General features: G+C 49.3%; 13 protein-coding genes and 1 pseudogene. 5 read left to right on the forward strand and 9 right to left on the reverse strand.

The window, feature by feature from the left end:
• Positions 1-74: 74 nt before the first annotated feature.
• On the reverse strand, positions 75-284 hold the full coding sequence (locus tag ACO0LD_RS31290) for a hypothetical protein (RefSeq protein WP_423013390.1): 210 nt from the start codon (positions 282-284) through the stop codon (positions 75-77).
• A gap of 143 nt (positions 285-427) precedes the next feature.
• Positions 428-853, reverse strand: coding sequence for a hypothetical protein (locus ACO0LD_RS31295; protein ID WP_423013392.1), 426 nt, complete (start codon positions 851-853; stop codon positions 428-430).
• Positions 854-1,247: 394 nt separating this feature from the next.
• Between ACO0LD_RS31295 and ACO0LD_RS31300 the strand changes: the two genes are divergently transcribed.
• Both ACO0LD_RS31300 and ACO0LD_RS31305 read left to right on the forward strand, forming a co-directional pair.
• On the forward strand, positions 1,248-1,559 hold the full coding sequence (locus ACO0LD_RS31300; RefSeq protein WP_423013394.1) for a type II toxin-antitoxin system RelE/ParE family toxin: 312 nt from the start codon (positions 1,248-1,250) through the stop codon (positions 1,557-1,559).
• A 23-nt stretch (positions 1,560-1,582) separates the two neighbouring features.
• Positions 1,583-1,951, forward strand: a complete 369-nt coding sequence (locus ACO0LD_RS31305) for a helix-turn-helix domain-containing protein (RefSeq protein ID WP_423013396.1) — start codon at positions 1,583-1,585, stop codon at positions 1,949-1,951.
• 160 nt (positions 1,952-2,111) lie between these two features.
• Here the strand turns inward: ACO0LD_RS31305 and ACO0LD_RS31310 are convergent, their stop codons facing one another.
• The 4 genes from ACO0LD_RS31310 to ACO0LD_RS31325 all read right to left on the reverse strand — a co-directional run bounded on the left by ACO0LD_RS31310 (position 2,112) and on the right by ACO0LD_RS31325 (position 8,032).
• A complete protein-coding gene (locus ACO0LD_RS31310) occupies positions 2,112-2,567 on the reverse strand; it encodes a hypothetical protein (RefSeq protein ID WP_423013398.1) in 456 nt (151 codons plus the stop codon).
• Positions 2,564-2,989: a hypothetical protein gene (locus tag ACO0LD_RS31315; protein WP_423013400.1), complete on the reverse strand. Its 426-nt coding sequence runs from the start codon at positions 2,987-2,989 to the stop codon at positions 2,564-2,566. The genes ACO0LD_RS31310 and ACO0LD_RS31315 overlap by 4 nt, the downstream gene beginning before the upstream one ends.
• Before the next feature lie 337 nt (positions 2,990-3,326).
• On the reverse strand, positions 3,327-4,391 hold the full coding sequence (locus tag ACO0LD_RS31320) for a DUF4062 domain-containing protein (RefSeq protein WP_423013402.1): 1,065 nt from the start codon (positions 4,389-4,391) through the stop codon (positions 3,327-3,329).
• Positions 4,392-4,609: 218 nt separating this feature from the next.
• On the reverse strand, positions 4,610-8,032 hold the full coding sequence (locus ACO0LD_RS31325; protein ID WP_423013404.1) for an NPCBM/NEW2 domain-containing protein: 3,423 nt from the start codon (positions 8,030-8,032) through the stop codon (positions 4,610-4,612).
• Positions 8,033-8,390: 358 nt separating this feature from the next.
• Between ACO0LD_RS31325 and ACO0LD_RS31330 the strand changes: the two genes are divergently transcribed.
• A complete protein-coding gene (locus tag ACO0LD_RS31330; protein ID WP_423013406.1) occupies positions 8,391-9,242 on the forward strand; it encodes a rhodanese-like domain-containing protein in 852 nt (283 codons plus the stop codon).
• Between the two features lie 117 nt (positions 9,243-9,359).
• Here ACO0LD_RS31330 and ACO0LD_RS31335 read toward each other — a convergent pair whose 3' ends face one another.
• Complete coding sequence (locus tag ACO0LD_RS31335) at positions 9,360-10,220, reverse strand: C13 family peptidase (protein WP_423013408.1); 861 nt, start codon at positions 10,218-10,220, stop codon at positions 9,360-9,362.
• Between the two features lie 443 nt (positions 10,221-10,663).
• Between ACO0LD_RS31335 and ACO0LD_RS31340 the strand changes: the two genes are divergently transcribed.
• The gene (locus ACO0LD_RS31340; protein ID WP_423013410.1) at positions 10,664-11,302 is read left to right on the forward strand and encodes a hypothetical protein; all 639 of its coding nucleotides are present in this window, start codon (positions 10,664-10,666) and stop codon (positions 11,300-11,302) included.
• A 285-nt stretch (positions 11,303-11,587) separates the two neighbouring features.
• Positions 11,588-13,348 (forward strand): alpha-L-fucosidase, encoded by a 1,761-nt coding sequence (locus ACO0LD_RS31345; protein ID WP_423013412.1) that lies wholly within the window; start codon positions 11,588-11,590, stop codon positions 13,346-13,348.
• Between the two features lie 132 nt (positions 13,349-13,480).
• On the opposite strand, the gene ACO0LD_RS31350 is transcribed toward ACO0LD_RS31345, so the two are convergent.
• Positions 13,481-15,970: a DUF4214 domain-containing protein gene (locus ACO0LD_RS31350; protein ID WP_423013414.1), complete on the reverse strand. Its 2,490-nt coding sequence runs from the start codon at positions 15,968-15,970 to the stop codon at positions 13,481-13,483.
• Between the two features lie 168 nt (positions 15,971-16,138).
• Positions 16,139-16,246 (reverse strand): annotated as a pseudogene (locus tag ACO0LD_RS31355) (IS110 family transposase); the annotation flags it as partial.

Consider the following 16,246-nt stretch of genomic DNA (forward strand, 5'->3'; position numbering starts at 1 on the left):
TTGGCGTAGCGTTCAAAGCCACCTTCGGCAAAAGTTGTCTGTTTCATGGCATTCGGGATTCAATGAGAATAGGCTTATATTAACGTTTCTAAATCAATACTCGGATACTTAATCAGAGATTCCTTAGCTTGTTTGCGCTGTCTGAGCCAAGGCGTCACGTTGATGGTTTCTTCTTCCGCTGTATAACTGCAGGCTGCCCACATCGGCAACAGGACGGAAATAAGGATTAACAGGCATAAACTGCGATGGCTGCTGCTGAGAGTGGAAATTTTTTCTGTAATCATCTTTCTCTTTGCCTAGTATCAACCATCAAAGTTAGCGCAGCTTTGGGTTTAGTGCTTGATCGTGGATGTATATAGTAATTTCTAATAAGCTTACACGCATTTTATAGTGCTACATTTATTTCCTTGTGGATGCGCCATGTTCTTTAACGCAATTTCGTCCCCTGTCTATGATGAATTGGTGACAGACGTTTGACGGATTCAAAAGCTGAGACGTAGGTGGAAACCTCCCATAGCCATGCTTCCTGAATATCATACTCACGGTTATATAATATCCAAATTAGAAAATCCCATTCATAGTTTGTAGCTTTGGGAACCCAGGTCACAAAACTACCGGGTTTACCACTAGGCCTATTTCCTTTGACTTGATAGCGACTGCCTTTGTATTTGAAATCAAAACCTTTTTGAACAGCACTCACCCCTTGCATTATTTCTGAATACTCATCAATCGTGCATCCAATTAATTGAGCAGCATCAAATTCAGACAACACGGTGGTTATCTGAGGTGCGTTTCCAAAAGCTAGTTCCCATTCCAAGGCAGTTTTCACCAGTTTATGACGTAAATCTTCCACAAGCGGTTTCCCTTCCTTATATCAATTTGCGTGTTACAAAATATCCACTAAATAGAGTCTTCCTGTAAAGCAGCATACGCAAAGCTAATGAATTAAAACAGATGTAGCGCGGTAGGTCCGATTAGTGCAACGTAATCGTATGCATGCTATGCCGGGAAATAGTTACAGCCCCCCTCGCACCCGACTCCAAAATCACGCTGCTTTACTCCCCAAAAGAACGCGGCTTACATTCTTGAACGAAGATTTTTTACCAAAGCGTCCGGAGTTAACTGACCCGCATATGATTGCGCCGCACTGATGGTATCTACGCAGGCTTTTCAGACATCTTGATATCTACGCCAATGGCGTATAATATATAGGAAAAATTAGGCCGCAGTGTTTTGAAAGGGTATCGATGGTTTTTGTAGAAACTACGATTTTCACCAGCCAATTGAAAGGCTTGTTGACCGATGAAGAATACAGACAATTACAAAACGAACTGCTAGAAAACCCTGAATCCGGCAGCCTGATCAGTGGCGGCGGTGGAATCCGGAAGATACGTGTCAGTTATGGCAGCAAAGGTAAAAGCGGCGGAGCACGGGCAATTTATTATTTTAAATCAGCAGATGATCAAATCTACATGCTGGTGATCTACCCCAAATCAGTCAAAGACAATTTATCCGCCGCAGAAAAAGCCATACTCAAAGATTTGGCAAAATCATTGTAAGCCGCAAATGCAAGGAGTCAAAAATGGACAAAGAATTATTCGCAAACCTGGTTGCCAGTCTGACAGAAGCAAGCAAGATCGCCAAAGGCCAGGCAAAACCTGCGCGTGTTACGACACTCAATAAATCTGACAAACCGAGTAAAAGCCAGGCAAAACCAAGAAGCAAAGCGGCCAGTGCGCCATTAATTCAACATATAAAAATCGATGCCAAAGAAGTGCGCGAGAAAACGGGTTTGTCACAAAGCGATTTTGCCACTGTCATGAACGTCAGCATCAAGACCCTGCAAAACTGGGAACAACACAGACGTGAGCCAACTGGTGCGGCGGATTCGCTGCTCAGGGTATTTGCTGCTGCGCCAGAGTTGGTTTTGAAGGCTTTGCATCATTCTTGATTGCTTTCGCTAAATGAAGCTTAGCAAGCGTGGCTAGGTTATGACTAGCAAATTCAATTGAATATCGCAAACACTATCTTTTGTTTCAAATATTTGCAGTAATTTGACATGCGTACGATTACGCAGAGCTTGTACCTGCGCGATCTAACTGAATGAATATTTAAAATAATCGATTTGATTTGGCGCAGGTGCCATAAAAAATCGGCAATATTCCTCTTTCAACAATTTTGGAAGCTTGCTCATCATTTAAAGGTAATTCATTTTCTGTGACGGGAAAGCTATTTTCAAAGTACTTCCCGGTAATTCGGTCTAATTCGAACGTTGTTTCTATGAAGAGATCTCGGACACCAGTAAAATCTCGCTTTGCGTTCCCAATGATTCTGTATTGATCGAATTTCACGTTTTTGAAAACGCGTCCATTTATAACTGCCTCAGACTTTTGCTCATCTAAGATCAGAGAAATAGACAATCTGTGATGATTAGGTGGGCCATTTTCCACGTCACATTTTAAAGTTAATTGTTCTGACTTCATTGTTTTCTGAATCGGCACTTCAGCCTGAACAAGATAGGTCATAAAAAGCAGCACACCGAACACAATTTTCTTCATTTTTTTCATCGCAATTTCATTCCCTGCCTATGATGAATTGGTGACAGCCGTTTAACGGACTCAAAAGCCGAGACATAGGTAGAAACCTCCCATAGCCATGCTTCCTGAATGTCATACTCGCGGTTATATAATATCCAAATTAAAAAATCCCATTCATAGTTTGTAGCTTTGGGAACCCAGGTCACAAAACTACCTGGCTTACCACTAGGCCTGTTTCCTTTGACTTGATAGCGACTGCCTTTGTATTTGAAATCAAAGCCTTTTTGAACAGCACTCACGCCTTGCATTATTTCTGAATACTCATGGATTGTGCATCCAATTAATTGAGCGGCATCAAATTCAGACAATACAGTGGTTATCTGCGGCGCGTTTCCAAAAGCTTGCTCCCATTCCAAGCCAGCTTTCACCAATTTATGACGTAAATCTTCCAAAAGCGTTCTTCCTTCCCTATATCGATTCGTGTGGGACAAAATATCCACTAAATAGAGTTTCGCAGTGAAGCAGTGTACGCAATGCTGATGAATTAAAGCAGATGTAAAGCAGTCGCGCCAGACAAATTCATCAGATACACCACCGTTTTATTACCATAGGAACGATGGTTTGATTTAATAAGTCATGCACGCTGATTTAGCGCGTCTCTGACTGACGAAACCTGCGACGCGATCCCTTGAAAACCACAAGGCCTGACTCCGTTTTGCAACAACTTCCGGACTGCGAGAAAGTTCACTCCGGTCAGTTTTGCAATCGTTTTAAATACAGGATTTTGAATCAAAGAATAACTGCACTTAAAGCTTTGAGTCGTTGTTCTGCGCTTGACCTGCAAATTCCTGTTTCGTACAAATTTGCAATTTGGCGTGATATATCTGTATTTTTATTTATATGAAATGCAAAGTGATTTGCGCTTCGAAAAAAATCATCGCTCGTTTTTATAACCTCTTCATTCGTTTTTTCTTCATAGTCGTAATACGAGCTATTTTCAAACATTCCAGTTGCAACCAAGTATTCATGCCAATTTAATCCGTCTGGACTAACCGCAGAAATTTTTTTTACATTCAGATAGCTGGCTCTCTCATCCTTATCACTTTTTGAAATCCATTCAGGAGCTACGGTTTCTACAAAAAATCTCTCAACTAAGTTACTAACTTCGATATTGTGGATTTCTTTTTCAGCATTTTCTTTGTCAGAAGAACGATATAAACTTTTGACCAATTCCTCTAGTTTTTGACTAGAGGAGTTAATTTCTGCTATTAAATTGTTGGTAGCCACCATTTGGGCCTTAATTTCCCTTGATTTCAACATGTCATAAATCATTCCTGCCCATTGTTTCCGTAAATGCGATTCTATGTCCGCAAAAATGCTAAAAGTTTCAAGTGCATTATTGCGACTAGATTTTCGCACATCATCTACAAATCTAAAAATATCAATAGCGTGCTCTTGTTTTTCAATGCCAGGATAGTCAATTTGAGCAACGAAAGGATTTTTTTTGTTTTGACCATAAACAAGATGGCTAGAAAACACAGATTCCTTAATATATACAAAAACGGGGATATTGTTTTCACGTGCAGCAATATATTCAGCGTTTGTAATTGACTTATCTTTGTCAGCTATATAAGTACCGCCAAAACGACCACCAATGATTAGTATAAATAGCTGGCAATTTGAAACTTCATGGACACATGCTTCATGTGTATGCAGATCTGGATGATAGAACACATCGCCATGTTCACTGAGAACGGCATCGAATCCATATCCATCAATGAATTTTTTTAATTGCTCCCTAACTTCGCTTAAATCAAAACACGTGGAGCTAACAAACACTTTAGGAATTGCCATGCGATGCCCTAATAAAAATATGCTGTAATGGTCAGTCGATTTGACTCAAACTAATTATTTTTAATAAATAATTTTATAGAATGCAGATGAATTAGGCTACTCACTTCTGCTTGTTCTTGCCTTTACCATCCTCTTCAATGAGTAAGAACAGGAAAGTATCTTTTACGATGCCTACTGTCCTCCAATCAAAGCTGCGGTAAGTAATCAAAAAAAACAGTTCACCTCCCCACCCCATCCCCCACAAACCCAATCACCGACGCATTCGCCCAGTTAGCACAAACCTCTGCCTTGCCCGTCGCTTTGACACCTGCAGTCTTCAATTTAAGTTTGCTGATACCGCGTATGTCCAGTTCTGGTTTGACGACTGCTGGTGCGGTGATGAGGCCGCTGTCGAACAATAATTTATCGTCGCCCCATACCTGGAATTGCAGGCCGCCGTTGTTGCGGCAGCTGTCGTCTATGCCGACGTCGGCGCGGAAGGTTTGCCAGTCGCCTTTTAGCTGATAGTCGATCTCGCTGTTGCCAGCAACACCCAGACCTTTGTGGAAGCGCAGGCCATTCATTTTCATACTACTTTGCATTCTACTTTGCGTACTGCTTTGCTTGCCGGGTTGTTTGCTGACTTCAGCTTTCACTGGCTTGGCACTTGCGTTGCTATAAGCCTGATCTTTGGCGTAGCTGCTTTTGTTGCCAGCAACGGGACTTGCAACAGCATCAGACAAATAAGTTTGCAGCTTGGCTTTGTCCGGCGCTGTTTTTTCCAGGATGCTGAACTCTGAAATCGTGATCGGGCTAACGACTACCGTGTTGAAGGCATTGTAGGCATTGGCCTGTTTGGCTTCGCCTGTGCTGGTCAGGACCATGGGGTCTTGTGCGTCGCCGTCGTCGTTCTGGTCGTGGGTGCTGAGGATGCGGAAGCGGAACAGGCGGCCTGCTTTGGCGGCGAATTCTACTTTTTGTTTGCCTTCCTGTTTTTTGAGCTGGCCGGTGTAGATGGGTTTGCCCCATTCGCCGTTGGTGTCGGCCAGGTAGATTTCAAAGTCTTTGACCTGGCCGTATTGCCAGTTTTTGTCATTGCGCGGGGCGATTTCAAAACCGTTGATCATGCGGCGCTCACCCAGGGCCAGGCTAAATTCATGCGCACCGGTTTTTTGCGACTGATCACGCACGGTGCGGAACCAGGTGCCGGGCTTGCCGTCGAAGGCGTTTTCCAGCGGGTGGCCGGGTTCTTCTGCCGGGCGGCTTAGCACGATGAGGCTGTCTGGGGCGATGCTGTTGCCCAGGTCAGGTGCTGGTGGGTAGTCTGCTGTTGTCGCGAGTTGCTTGTTGGCGGCAACGGCCAGGCGGAACTGGTAAGCCTGGTTGACGGGCAGTTTGGTGGTCTTGATGTGGACGGTGCCGTATTTTTCTGCCGCGTCATAAAACCAGCCGCTGCTGGCTTTGTCGTAGTCTGCGCGGTTGCTGTATGCCTGCAGGCTTTGTTCGCCAAAGTGCACCGCATCTGGCTGCACGCGGGTGTGGATTTGAAGTTGCAGGGCGCGTTGTTGTTCCATGCCTTCATAGCTGCCATTGACTGCGGCTACGCTGATGCTGATGTCGCCTGCGCGATTTTCTGGCGCATCAACGCTGAAGGTTTGCAGGCTGGATTTGCCGCTCTGGTACTGGCGGCTTTCACCATCGTCTTCGTACATGGTGAAGCTGGATTTGCCGTGAGGGTAGATGTCCAGCGTCAGCACGTCCTTGGGTACCTGGCCGTCGTACAGGGCAACCGGGTACATCGGCAAAATCGCGCCAGCGCGTACCATGACGGGCAGTTTGTCCAGCGTGACTTGCTGGTCTATGACTTTGCCCTTGGCATCTGCCGTCACGACGCGGCCATCCCAATAATCTATCCACTGGCCTTGTGGCAGGTAGATGCCTTTGCGCCAGCCCTTGCTGGCGGCCTGGCTGCGGTACACCGGTGCGACCAGGAAGTCTTTGCCCAGCATGAACTGGTATTTGTAGTTCTCGTTATTGGCATTGCTATCTTGCGGATAATCCCACATCAGGCCGCGCACGATGGGTGCGCCGCTTTGCTCTGCCTCGTGCGCATAGGTGTACATATAGGGCATGAGGCGCATCTTGAGTTTGAGGTAATCGCGGTTGATGCTGCGGTAGGGCTCGTCAAACCACCAGGGGTGCTTGCGTTCTGATTTTGACCAGCCTGACATGCCCATGAGAACTGGCGTAAAAGTCTTCCATTGCAGGTCACGCGTAAAGGTTTCGGGGCTGCCGCCAAAGATGCCATCGACATCACCAGTGGCATAGGCCTGGCCGGACAGGCCTGAGCCTATCAGCGTTGGGATGTGCCAGCGTATGTAGTCCCAACTGCCGGACTGGTCGCCTGTCCAGGTGACCGCATAGCGTTGGGTGCCTGCCCAGCCCATGACGGTCCAGACAAAGGGGCGCGCATCGGAATTAGCTAGTATGCCTTGGGCTGCGGCCATGTTGGCATCGAGTGAGAACTGGTAGCCTTTGCCTGTCCAGGCAACGTCGAGCTTTTGCGCACGCGTGCCTGCGGTGCCAACTTCCCATGCGATTTTATCGACGCCGTTTTCTGTCCACAGGCCAGTGCGGAAGCCATGTTTTTTCAGCCCCGCGACGACTTCAGGCAAATTGGTGTAACCGCAGCCATAGCCGTCGTTAGGCAGTATCCAGCCGCCGGGCATATCGTGTTCGCGGTATTTGGCGGCGACGCTTGCCACCACATCTGGTGTCTTGCCTGTAGGGCCATCGCTCCAACCCATAGGCACGGTGCCGGGCTTTTTGCTGTTGTCGCCATCGTTGTAGCAATCAGCATCGCCATATTCATAAGCCCAGCGTGGCAAGAGTCTGGCGCGGCCTGTGAGTTCGGTGTAACTGGCCAGCACGTCCCTGATGCTGTCGCCGACGAAGTAATAGGCGTCGAAACGTTTTTCCTGATGGCTGGTGCTGAGGTAATCATTCGAGCGAAAATCATAGCTGCCATTGCTCCAGGTATTGCGCAAGACACCATAGCCTTTGCTGCTCATGTAGAAGGGTGCGGGGCTGGGTCTGTCGCCCTCTTCCCAGCCGCCGGAGTAAGATACTTCAAGCTGCTTGCCCTTGAAGGCATAACTGCCGTTTTGCTGGCCGCCACCAAAGAAGGCTTCATCGGGCGTGCTGGAGAGTGTCTGGAAGCTGGCCTTGTCACCAAGTTCCAGCGGCTGCTTTTCTTCCCACAGCAGGGTTTTATTGTCGGCCTTGTAGAGCGCCAGGCGCACGGGCGAGCGGTAGATGCGCAAGGCCATCGCAGATGTCTGCACCAGTTGATAGCCGTCCGGCGCAGTGATGCTGACCGGGAAGTCTGCGTCGTCTTTTTTGAGCACGATAGGTGCAGCCTTGTCACCGGCATCCAGCAATTGCCCTTTGCTACCCGCCCAGACGCGGAACAGATCAGGCTTGAGCAGGCTGATGCGGACTATGCTGCCGTCATCCGTCGTGAACTCTATCTGGCGTTGCGCACTGAAGGACAAGTTGCGCATGTTGCCCAGGGGTGCAGCTTGGCTGGTGGCGAACAGGGATGAAGCAATCAAGCTGGAGATAAAGCCAGATAGCAGGGTCTTGCGCAAGTGTGGGTGCATGGTGGCGTCAGGGAGTAAATTATGCGGTAGGTGAACATCTGCTCAGATGGGTTCATGCTCATCCAATCAGACGTTAATATATTAAGGTATTCTCCCATATGTCGCCTGCAAGGCTCAAGCCCAAAATGTAAGCCTGCTTGAGAATGGTGCAAGCGGACAGCGCGTTACTTGCATGGTGTGCCTATCGATTGACAATCTGGCACTTGCAGCGCAGATGCTAAAGGTATTGCGTCCGGCGCGGGCTTTGATTCACACGAAAGTTAAATAATGTAAAATGGCAACTGGATTTGAATTCTCCTGCACAGGCAAAAAATGCAGCGACATCAAACAACGTGACCATACTTAATTATTCTCAACCATGAAAATTTCAGCTGTCCTGACGTTTTATTTTTGCGCGCTCGGCGCTGTCCATGCCCAGGACCTCTGGTCAGGCCAGATCGAATTAGGCAAGAGCGCCCAAACCGGATTTGAAAAATACAAGGAACATAAAACCAAGAAAGCCTTTGCCGTCGCCGCTGACGGTGGCTGGGGCTCAGCTTATGGCCAGAGCAGCGATGTGCAGGCGGTGCGTACTGCGCTGTCTAACTGTCTGCGACATAGCAAGGGTAATTGCAAACTGTATGACGTAGACAATGATGCCTTCCAGGACAGGTATGCGCAGTTCATCTCGCAATCGGAACTGGCAATACACAACCTGAAGATCCAGGACGGTTATCAAAACTTTGAGAATGGTGACTGGTTGCTGCCGCCCGTCAAACATATGCGCCCGGCCAGTGAAGGCTACCACTATGCGACGCCCACCAGCATAGAAGGCATCAAGAATATCAGCACGCCAGAGCTGGTAGAAAAACTGGGTAAAAAACAGATCGCCTTGATAGATGCGCTGGGCATAGATAATTCTGGCATGACTTTGCCGTTTGCGGTTTCACTTGATGGTGCAGCTAATTTCGTTGATGATTCGCAAGTTAAATTTAATAAAAATATTGAGGATGACTTGCATACCGTCATGACGAGAAATTTTCCTGACAAGGATGCAGCAATTGCGGTGTTTTGTATTTCTGAAGAATGCTGGGTCAGTATCAATACCCTGCTGCGTTTGAAGGACATGGGGTATTCCAATCTGTACTGGTATCGCGGCGGCATCGCCGCCTGGCAAGGGGCCAAACTGCCCCTGGTAAAAGCCGTGCCGCTATTGACGGTATTGCGCTAGACCTGTGGCACTATAAAAAACTCAGGGCCATCAAATGATGGCCCTGTTTATTTGTGGAAGCGATGTAGTTACTGGCGAACAGATGATGCCCGCACAAGCCTCAGTCTCAAATTAATCTCAATGCGGTTGCAACCAGTTCTTCAAAGGATCTTTCGTATAAGCCTGCATTTTTTCACCCACATACATTTGTGGCAGCGAAGGATCAAACTTCGCTTTTTTCTCGCGCTCGGCGACGACTTCCTTGGTATGTTCAAACACCTGCATCAGGTTTTGCCCGGCGTCGAGTTTGTTGCCGAACAAGGCATCAACAAAAAAAGTATTATGCTCCAGCGCCTGGCAACCGTAGGACACTTTGTCTTCTGCAGAAGCAGTCACGATGATGCGATTAGGCGCCTTCAACTGGGATATCAAGGAGCCTGAATAACAGGAAGAAATGATCAGCACGGTAGGAAATTTTTCCAAAGGCGCCAGGGCTGTTTTCAGGTAACGTGTGAAGATAGGAGCATAGGGCTTCTTGCCTATTTCTACCGAGACGAAATCGCTAAAGCCATGGCTGCTCAACAAAATGGTGACGACATCCCCTTCCTTGGCCTGGCTGGCAATGTCCCTGGCAGTCTGGTCTATGCTGCCCAGGTGGGCAAAAGGAGCATCAAGTTTGTTTTGACGTGGCTCATTGTCAAAGCTATAGCTGATCAGCTCAGGATTGATTTCTGCCAGCCTTTGTTTAGCCAGTTGCACGTCCCCCAGAAAAGCCTTGGAACCCGAATGCAAACCAAACCCGGCAAACCAGACACGGTGATCAGCAATGGCACTTGCTTTCTCATGGTTTTTCAAGCTCTGTTGCTGCATCAGTTGATCACTCATCTCACGCGCCCTGGCCTGGTCAGGGTCCAGATCAACACCCGCTGCCAGCACCGCGCTACCAAGAGAAAACGCCAGCAGGCCAGCCATCAACCGGGAACAGGAAAGTTTCTTCATTTAGTTTTACACACTTCTTCATGCGATCAAGTTGACTATGATAGCATTTGTTAAAAAATGTGTCATGACAGAGCTTGGAATATTTTTTGTGCATCCATGCAGACTGCGAATTACTGAGCTGGCAAACGCAAACACGCATGGAGAAACTTCGCACCGTCACTTCCGCCGCAAGTGCGGCTTCAACCTCGAATAGTCGCAAGCATCAATATCCAATATTGTGCAGATTCCATGCTTCAGAAATTTGCGGCTAAAGCTGCTCCTACCTGCGCGCCAAAACCAAACAAGTAAGTACAGATAAAGCCTGACCCAAGCTACAATGCGACAATTATTTGCAGAAACTTTATGTCACTCTTCCGGGAATTTTATTTTGCAGCGATACGCTGCAAAATAAATGAAGAGGCAAAGCTGAAGAGCCCTGTTTAGAATCTTAATGGAGTGTTTGCATGAGCAGCAGTACCCGCCAGATTGTTTTTATCGATGGAGTCGGCGGCAAACGCTATATGCGCGGCAAGTTTGTGCGCTACTTTGAACAGCGCGGATATTCTGTTGCATGTTTTGACTACCGTGTATCAACCCAGTCTTTTGATGAAATCAAAAAGAATCTGGGCGAATTTTTATCTGCGGTCGGCAGTCAAGGTGACTACCACGCTGTCGGCTACTCATTTGGGGGCGTACTTCTCAGGAGTCTTCATGAGCAACTGGAACCCCACTTACGACCCAAGCGCGTGGTTCTGCTGGCGTCGCCATTGCGTGCAATGCGGCTCGCCCGCAGATTACGTCACTGGAAAATCTACCAGGTACTGACTGGCGAATGCGGCCAGTTTGCCGCTGATGATGGGCTCATGAGCAAAGTCCCCATGCTCGACATTCCCTGCGCGCACGTCTATGGCACATGGCCGTGGCTTGGCGCTTTCTGTTTCTTCTTTGGATTTAGCTTGCCTCACGATGGCATGGTCGCAGCTGATGAAGCCATTCCATCGTCACAGGCGCAGGCGACACCTGTTCCGGCAAGCCATGCTTTCATTCCATCGAATGTGCATGCATTGAGGGTTATGGAACAATGGTTTGGTGCAGTCGTTTAATTTATTTGCTGCCTTAGTTGGGCTTATCAGCGCAGCATTCATGCGCTCGCATGTAAATTGACGAACGTACGATTACGCTCCGCTTGTCATACCTGCAAGGGCCTTTTTTCGGTACTACATACTCCCAACAACAAACAATCACCGCCTTGAGCGACAGCCAGCGTCATATGCGATATCAATTTGCGTATCATCATTCGCAGAAAATTGATTGACTGTTTTTCTGCATGTCTTTTAACATGCACTGCGCGGTCGTGCATATCCCCTTTCCTGATAGCCGGATACAGAATGAATACATTCTCCAGGGTCACCCTCTTGGTATTGATCAGCAACGTCTTGCAGGCGCATGCCGGGTTGCCTACATTGCCGCCCATACCTGCCGTCCCACCGGCGTTGCCGGTAGACAGCGTGCCACTGGGTGACAGCAAAACTGCTACCGAGGTCAAGCTGGGCATACCTATCACGCCCGGCCCTTTCCAGCCTACCTGGGAATCAATCGAAAAAAATTATCCCGGCACACCAGCATGGTTGCGTGAAGCCAAATTTGGTATCTGGGTACATTTTGGCCCGCAGGCTGCAGGCAAGAGCGGTGACTGGTATGCGCGCAGGCTGTATAAGCCCGGCACACCGGCATATAAAAACCACCTCAAGGACTATGGTCACCCTTCACAGAGCGGCTACAAGGAAGTCTTGCGAGACTGGAACCCGGTGCAGCTAGACCCCGCCAAACTGACTGCCTTGTACAAAGAGGCCGGTGCCCGTTTCCTGATCGTGCAAGGCGTACATCACGATAATTTTGATTTATGGGATTCACGCTATCAACCCTGGAATTCTGTCAGGCTGGGGCCAAAGCGTGATCTGGTCGGTGAATGGGCCAGGGCTGCCAAAGCGGCAGGCATACGGTATGGTGTGGCGTTTCACCATGAATATTCTTGGTGGTGGTGGCAAACCGCCTTTGGCAGCGATACCCAGGGTGAATATGCTGGCGTGCCTTACGATGGACAGCTAAGTCTGGCAGATGGTGTCGGCAAATGGTGGCAGGGCTTGGACCCCAGGCTCTTGTATAACGTCGACCTGCGCGAATACCAGGGCGTCAGCAAGGCCGCCTCTTCTCCATGGAACCCACCACCGGATGGCCTGTTCAGCCGTCATCTTGATTATGCCAAATGGTATGCCACGCGCTGGGCATTGCGCATGATGGATGTGGTGGATCGCTACGACCCCGATTTTATCTACACCGATGGCACCGGCCCGCAACCCTTTAGCGGCGACCATACCGGCACCGGCTTCAAGGCCGATGCCACCCAGACTGTCATCGCTGATTTTTACAATCATGCCCTGAAAACACGCGGCAAGATCGACACTTTCAGCATCATCAAGTTCAGGCCCAACACCAATGGCACAGTGAATACAGAAGAAGGTACCATCCCACGCGACATCAAAACCGACCAGGCATGGATAGCAGAAACCCCGGTCGGCGACTGGTATTACCAGCCCGGCTTTACCTATGATTCTGGCGCGGTCATACGTTACCTGCTAGAAGAAGTGGCGCGTGATGGCAATGTCGCCATTTGCGTATCGCCCCTGCCAGATGGATCACTCGATGAAGGCAGCACCCGCATGCTGCAAGAAGTAGGCAATTGGCTGCGCCTGAATGGCCAGGGCATTTATGGTAGCCAGGCCTGGGTGCGCCTGGGCGAGGGTGACAATGAGAGTGAAGGCAAAAATGATAAGCTGCGCACCCTGCCCGGCCATGCACTGGGCAAGAAACAGGCTGAATTTGCGTTTGGGCCGCATGACTTCCGCTTTACAAAAGGCAAGGATGGTTCGTTGTATGCATACAGCATGGCGGTACCGGCGGCCGGGGCCGAGATTAAAATACGTTCATTGGGCAGTGCAGAAAACCTGCTGGGCAAACCCGTCAAGTCAGTCAGCCTGCTGGGCCATCAGGGTGCGCCGCTAAAGTGGAAACAACAAGCAGATGCCCTGGTCATTACTGCTCCATCTGCCATGCCATATGCAACGGCTGTCGCCTTTAAAATAGATTGAGGTTGCTTGCATACACAGCGGTAAATCAGTAAAGACGTCAGCAAGCCAACACTGCAGACCTTCACCATCCAGCATGCGATGATATAAAAATGAAACTGGCTGCTGATGCTGGCATCACGGACGGAACAAGCACTAAGCAAGCCAAAGCGTGTAGTCAATACCGTTTTGTATGGAGCTGGCGACCAGTGCCTGGTTTTCTGGGCTGTCGCAGAAACTGGCCAGCACACCGGCAGCGCTGATTTTGCCGGTATTGAGCTGGTTGAGCCAGTAATCATAGCCAACCTGGTCGGGCGTACGGTGCAAGACATTCTGGTAGAAATTACCGACCAGGGTGGCATTGCTGGGCGCGGTGCCATACAGCTTCTGGAATTCAGGTGACTGAAAAAAACCGGCCGCCACCTGGGTCAGGCTGGACCCCTTGTCCATGTCATTGATCCAGTAACCAAGGCCAACCAGATCAGGTTTGCGGTCAAATGCAGCCTGGTACAAGCGGTACACCTGGCCAGCCGTGCCATTGATATCGAGTGCCAGTGCCTGGTCCTTGAATTGCAGGCGCTCTATGTCGATGAGCTGGTCAGTACCGTCGCTACCAACCAGATCGGTGATGGCCCATGATTGGCCGTCCTTGCTTTTGCTGATGCTGTAGCTGGCACGCGAGCCGCTATAGCTGGCCATGTCCAGGCCATCGCCGCCTGCCAGCAAATCGTTACCGCCACCGCCTGTCAGCGTGTCCTTGCCAGCAAAGCCGTACAGGAAGTCGCCCCCTGCCGTCCCGGTCAGGACTTCATTGCCGGTACTGCCATTGATGGTGATGCCGATGACGCTGCTGGTCAGCATGCTGGTAGGTGTCCGGCTACCATCGGCAAAGCTCAGGAGTTCTATAGAATATAAAGTGTCAGTGCCATCACGGTTGCTGGTTTTGTCCTGGATGGTATAGCTGGCGTTGGCCGCATTGTAAGTGACGGTGTAGTCACCCGCATTGCCGGTGTAGTTGGCGGTATCGTTACCGTCTCCACCATAAAGACTATCGTCACCGGCACCGCCGACCAGAGTGTCATTGTCGGCCATCCCGTTGATGGTGTTATTGCCGGTAGTGCCTAGCAAATAATCATTGTAGGGGCCACCATCGATAATGAGACTGGGTGTGGCGATCAGCAAGCCGGGGCGGATATTGGTGATGTCAGAAAATGACAGCAGTTCTATCGAATACAGGGTGTCTATGCCATCGCGACCATTGACTTTGTCAGTCACGGTATAGCTGGCATTGGCTGTGTCATAACTGACGGTATAGTCGGCTATGCTGCCAGTGAAAAAAGCGGTGTCATTGCCATCACCACCGTACAGGGTGTCGTTGCCTGCAGCGCCGCGCAGGCTGTCGTCACCGGCCAGGGCGTTGATGGTGTCATTGCTTGCCGTGCCAATCAACGTGTCATTGCCAGCAGTGCCATTGATGGTGTTGCTGCTACCAGTACCCGCAGCCGGGTTATTGATCAGGCTGGCCGGGGTCCTGGTGCCGTCGGCAAATCTCAGGTTTTCTACAAAGAAAACAGTATCGGTACCATCACGGTTGCTGACACTGTCCTTGACGGTATAACTGTTATTGAGCACATTGTAAGTGACGGTGTAATCATTGGCATTGCCAGAAAATACCGCCACATCATTGCCGCCATCACCATACAGAAAATCATTGCCAGTGCCGCCATACAGGCTGTCATCGCCGAGGCCACCGATCAACGTATCATTGCCACCGCGACCTTCTATGCGGTCATCCTTGGCATCGCCTATGATCTGTTCATCGGTATCCCATCCTACCAAATACAGTGAGGCAATTTTATTGTCCCAGATGTTGACGACATTGGTCATGGTGGTAGGCTTGAGTGCCCAGCCCATGTCCTGCAACATGGCCAGCTCCAGCCTGCCCAACAGGTAACGTTCGCCGTAGTTATAGTAATAGCCGTTGAAATTGCTTGCCTCCAGCCAGGGCATCTTGCTGTCCGCCACATTGGGGCCAGTGCCCAAGTGATATATGCTCTGGGTGCCGCCAACCCGCACCTCCACCGGTTCACCCAACAGGGCAACGACGGCAGGCCCAGCCAGGGTGGCCGTGTTGTTGCTATTCACGGTCAGGAATGAATCCCAGACCGACTCATAATTGCCTGGCAATTTACCAGCGCCGTCACGGTAACCACTAAAACCCATGCCATGCAAAAGCTCATGCAAAATTCCAGAAAAAGCATCGACCTTGCTGGCATCGACTTTGCCGCTGATGCTATTGGCAATATTGGCATCCCAATACAGACCGCTGGCATAAGACGAGGTCGGGTCAATATTGATGATCAGGTCAGGCTTGTCTGGAGAAGGATCGATACCAGTGCGTGACTCTGTCACTTGCGAAGCCTCGTACAGGTCCAGGCCATTTTTTTTGCCAACATAAGACGGCGTGTAACTGCCGCTAAAACGTCCGGTAGGAGTGGCATCTACATTGACCAGGATATCTATCGTGCCCTTGAAGATGACAAACTGATCGAGATACTTGATGGCCGCATTGATGGTGGCAGCCAATAGCGGTAACGCTGCCAGTTTCCCTGCGACATCGTTATAGGTGATATTGACGTTTGGCATTAGAGGCCACCTTGGCGTACGCAATTTGATTGCAACAATATACTACGGACTATAGTAGCGATAATCAAAAAGCAGTGAATAACAACAGATGCTGGCTGCATGTTTTCGTGCAAGTTTCTCAGGGGATATAGCCAGCATAGGTATAGGTAGTAGATACTGTTATTCCTGTCAAGCCAAATGCAAGCTAGCATCGAATGGTTTTCCGGATTTCAATACACCCAAAGCGACATGGACTAGTTTTCTCATCATAGCGCCGATAATGAGCATTGCAGGTTT

The sequence above is a fragment of the Undibacterium sp. Ji83W genome (genome assembly GCF_049340385.1).
Lineage (GTDB): Bacteria > Pseudomonadota > Gammaproteobacteria > Burkholderiales > Burkholderiaceae_D > Undibacterium.

What these genes read in the sequence shown, in the direction of transcription:
- ACO0LD_RS31290 (WP_423013390.1), bottom strand. Translation starts at nt 284, where the DNA reads ATGATTACAGAAAAAATTTCCACTCTCAGCAGCAGCCATCGCAGTTTA.
- ACO0LD_RS31330 (WP_423013406.1), top strand. Translation starts at nt 8,391, where the DNA reads ATGAAAATTTCAGCTGTCCTGACGTTTTATTTTTGCGCGCTCGGCGCT.
- ACO0LD_RS31300 (WP_423013394.1), top strand. Translation starts at nt 1,248, where the DNA reads ATGGTTTTTGTAGAAACTACGATTTTCACCAGCCAATTGAAAGGCTTG.
- ACO0LD_RS31305 (WP_423013396.1), top strand. Translation starts at nt 1,583, where the DNA reads ATGGACAAAGAATTATTCGCAAACCTGGTTGCCAGTCTGACAGAAGCA.
- ACO0LD_RS31340 (WP_423013410.1), top strand. Translation starts at nt 10,664, where the DNA reads ATGAGCAGCAGTACCCGCCAGATTGTTTTTATCGATGGAGTCGGCGGC.
- ACO0LD_RS31335 (WP_423013408.1), bottom strand. Translation starts at nt 10,220, where the DNA reads ATGAAGAAACTTTCCTGTTCCCGGTTGATGGCTGGCCTGCTGGCGTTT.
- ACO0LD_RS31320 (WP_423013402.1), bottom strand. Translation starts at nt 4,391, where the DNA reads ATGGCAATTCCTAAAGTGTTTGTTAGCTCCACGTGTTTTGATTTAAGC.
- ACO0LD_RS31345 (WP_423013412.1), top strand. Translation starts at nt 11,588, where the DNA reads ATGAATACATTCTCCAGGGTCACCCTCTTGGTATTGATCAGCAACGTC.
- ACO0LD_RS31310 (WP_423013398.1), bottom strand. Translation starts at nt 2,567, where the DNA reads ATGAAAAAAATGAAGAAAATTGTGTTCGGTGTGCTGCTTTTTATGACC.
- ACO0LD_RS31350 (WP_423013414.1), bottom strand. Translation starts at nt 15,970, where the DNA reads ATGCCAAACGTCAATATCACCTATAACGATGTCGCAGGGAAACTGGCA.
- ACO0LD_RS31325 (WP_423013404.1), bottom strand. Translation starts at nt 8,032, where the DNA reads ATGCACCCACACTTGCGCAAGACCCTGCTATCTGGCTTTATCTCCAGC.